The following is a 3082-nucleotide window of genomic DNA, read 5'->3' as shown; positions in this document are numbered from 1 at the left end:
GAGGCGTATGTCCATGGTGTGGGTGTCGACTGGCAGGAGTGGTTCGCGGGGAGTGGTGCCCGGCCGGTGGAGTTGCCGACGTACGCCTTCCAGCACCGCCACTACTGGCCCGAGGTCTCCCTCCCCGGCGCGGTCGGCCGGGCCGTGGACGACTGGCGCTACCGCGTCGTCTGGCGGCGCGGCACGGTCGTGGAGGATGCGCCGCTGTCCGGACGCTGGCTGGTGATCTCGACCGATGAGGAGGTCGCGGAGGCCGTGCGGGCGGCCGGTGCGGAGGCCGAGGTCTCGGCCGATGTCGTCCCCGGCGACTACGCCGGTGTGATCGCTTCGCCGCGCTCGCTCGACGAGGCGGTCGCCCTGCTGAGGGATCTGGACGCCATCGATGTGAAGGCACCCCTGTGGTGGTTGACCACCGGCGCCGCCGCCGTCGCCGCCGGTGACGAGGTACGCCCCGAAGCGGCCCAACTATGGGGAATCGGCCAGGTGGTGGGGCTGGAGCACCCCGGCTGGTGGGGCGGACTCATCGATCTCCCCGCCCACTGGAGCCCGCACACCGGGCGGCTTCTGACGGCCGTACTCGCGGCGTCCGGGGGCGGTGAGGACCAGATCGCCGTACGCGAGTCGGGTGTTCTCGTACGACGCCTGGTACGGGCCGCGTTGGCGGGACGGGATCCGGTACGTCCGTGGAAACCGCGGGGCACCGTTGTGGTGACCGGAGGTACGGGCGGTGTCGGCGCCCATGTCGCCCGCTGGCTGGCCGCCGAGGGCGTGGAGCATCTGGTGCTGACCAGCAGGCGCGGTGATCAGGCTCCGGGCGCTGCCGAACTGGGCCGAGAGTTGCAGGAGTTGGGTGCGCGGGTGACCTTCGCGGTCTGCGACGTGGCCGACCGTGACGCACTGGCCACGCTGCTCGCGGCCGTACCGGAGGAGCAGCCGCTCACCGCGGTCGTACACGCCGCCGGGGTGGCGACCTTCTCCGATGTACTGTCCATCGAGCCGGCGGAGCTGACGGGCGGCACCGAGGCCAAGGTGGCCGGAGCCCGTCACCTGGACGAACTCACCGCCGGTCTCGACCTGGACGCGTTCGTGCTCTTCTCGTCGGGCGCGGCGGTGTGGGGCAGCGCGGGGAACGGTACGTACGCCGCCGCCAACGCGTTCCTCGACGCACTGGCCCAGCAGCGCCGGGCACGCGGCCTGCCCGCCACCTCGCTCGCCTGGGGCGGCTGGGCCGGCGGGGGCATGCTCCAGGGCTCCGAGGCCGTCGCCGGTCAGCTGGAGCGGATGGGCGTCCAGCGGATGCAGCCCGAGCTGGCCATCGAGGTTATGCGGGAGGCGGTCGACCACGACGAGACCACCCTTGTCGTCACCGATATGGACTGGCGGAGGTTCGCTCCCATCTACGCCATGTCCCGTCGGCGTCCGCTGATCGAGGAGATCTCCGAGGCCGCCCGTGCCCTGCGGGGCGAGGACCGGGCAGGGGAGGCGACGGGGACCGACGAGACCGCCGCAGCCCGGCTGCGGGACCGTCTCGGCCGACTGACCGACATCGAACGCCAGGACGTCCTGGTGGACTTGGTGCGCGAGCACGGCGCGGCGGTCCTCGGACACGCGACACCGGACACCCTCACCCCGGACCGGCCGTTCAAGGATCTGGGTTTCGACTCGCTGACGGCGACGGAGTTGCGCAACCGGCTCAACGCGGCCACCGGACTGCGGCTGCCCGCCACCCTCGTCTTCGACCATCCCACCCCCACAGCCCTCGCCACCCTCCTGCGCGGCGAGCTGCTGACGGGCACCGCCGAGGGCGTCATGGACGCGATGCGCGTACAACAGGAACTCGACCGGATGGAGCAGGCCCTTCTCCGGGCCGTCTCCGCCCCCGACATGGACACCGACACCCGCTCGGACATCGCGCGACGGTTGCGCGACCTGGCCGGCCGACTGAGCGCCACGGACGCCGAAGCCGCTCCCGCGACGACGGACTCCCTGGACTCCGCCACCGACGACGAGATCTTCGACCTCATCGACCGGGACCTGGGCGTTTCCTGACCCGCCCGCCCTGCCCTTTCCCGTTCCCTCCCGCACTTCCCGCTCCCTCCCGCTCCTTCCGGCCTCTGCCGTCCGTCCCCTTTCCGACCTCGCCACCGAACTGGAGTCGACCATGACCGAGGACAAGCTCCGTACCTATCTGCGGCGGGTCACAGCGGAATTGCAGCAGACCCGTGAGCGGCTCCGCGAGTCCGAGGACAAGCGGCGCGAGCCCCTCGCGATCATCGGGATGGCCTGCCGGCTGCCCGGCGGTGCCGACTCGCCGGACAAGTTGTGGCGGATCGTCGCCGACGGTGTCGACGCGGTCGGCGGACTCCCGACCGACCGGGGCTGGGACCTGGACGACCTCTACGACCCCGACCCCGACAAGCCCGGCAAGACGTACACCAGGGAAGGCGCGTTCCTTTACGACGCCGGAGACTTCGACCCCGCGCTCTTCGGTATCTCGCCGCGTGAGGCGCTGGCCATGGATCCGCAGCAGCGGCTGCTGCTGGAGACCTCCTGGGAGGCGGTCGAACGCGCCCGGATCGACCCGCTGTCGCTGCGCGGCAGCCGTACCGGCGTCTTCGTCGGCGGCCTGCCGACCGGATACGGTGCCATGCTCCTCGACTCCTCCGAGGACCAGGGCTATGCCCTGACCGGTGGTACGGGCAGTGTGATGTCCGGCCGCGTCTCGTACGCGCTCGGCCTCCAGGGCCCGGCGGTCACCGTCGACACGGCCTGCTCCTCCTCGCTCGTCGCCCTCCACCTCGCGGCCCAGTCGCTGCGCCAGGGCGACTGCTCGCTGGCGCTGGCGGGCGGCGCCGGCATCCTCGCTACCCCCGCGGCCTTCGTGGTCTTCGCCCGCCAGCGCGGCCTGGCCGTCGACGGCCGGTGCAAGGCGTTCGCGGACGCGGCCGACGGCATCGGCTGGGGCGAGGGCGCGGCGGTCGTCCTGTTGGAGCGGTTGTCGGATGCGCGGCGGAATGGTCGTCGGGTGTTGGCGGTGGTGCGGGGTTCCGCGGCGAATCAGGATGGTGCGTCGAATGGGTTG

Annotated in this window: 2 protein-coding genes; both read left to right on the top strand. The window is 72.0% G+C overall.

Features of this window, described 5'->3' with window-relative positions; translation table 11 throughout:
- Window positions 1–2049 (top strand): SDR family NAD(P)-dependent oxidoreductase (locus tag ACIP8W_RS31780; RefSeq protein ID WP_402205879.1); only part of this gene is annotated, 2049 nt, incomplete at its 5' end.
- Window positions 2050–2161: 112 nt separating this feature from the next.
- On the top strand, window positions 2162–3082 hold a 921-nt coding region (locus tag ACIP8W_RS31775), incomplete at its 3' end, for a beta-ketoacyl synthase N-terminal-like domain-containing protein (RefSeq protein WP_401958925.1).

The organism is Streptomyces sp. NPDC088554, from assembly GCF_044752945.1.
Lineage (GTDB): Bacteria > Actinomycetota > Actinomycetes > Streptomycetales > Streptomycetaceae > Streptomyces.
The sequence above is the reverse complement of the archived record's forward strand: the minus strand, read 5'-3'. Positions and strand labels throughout refer to the sequence as shown.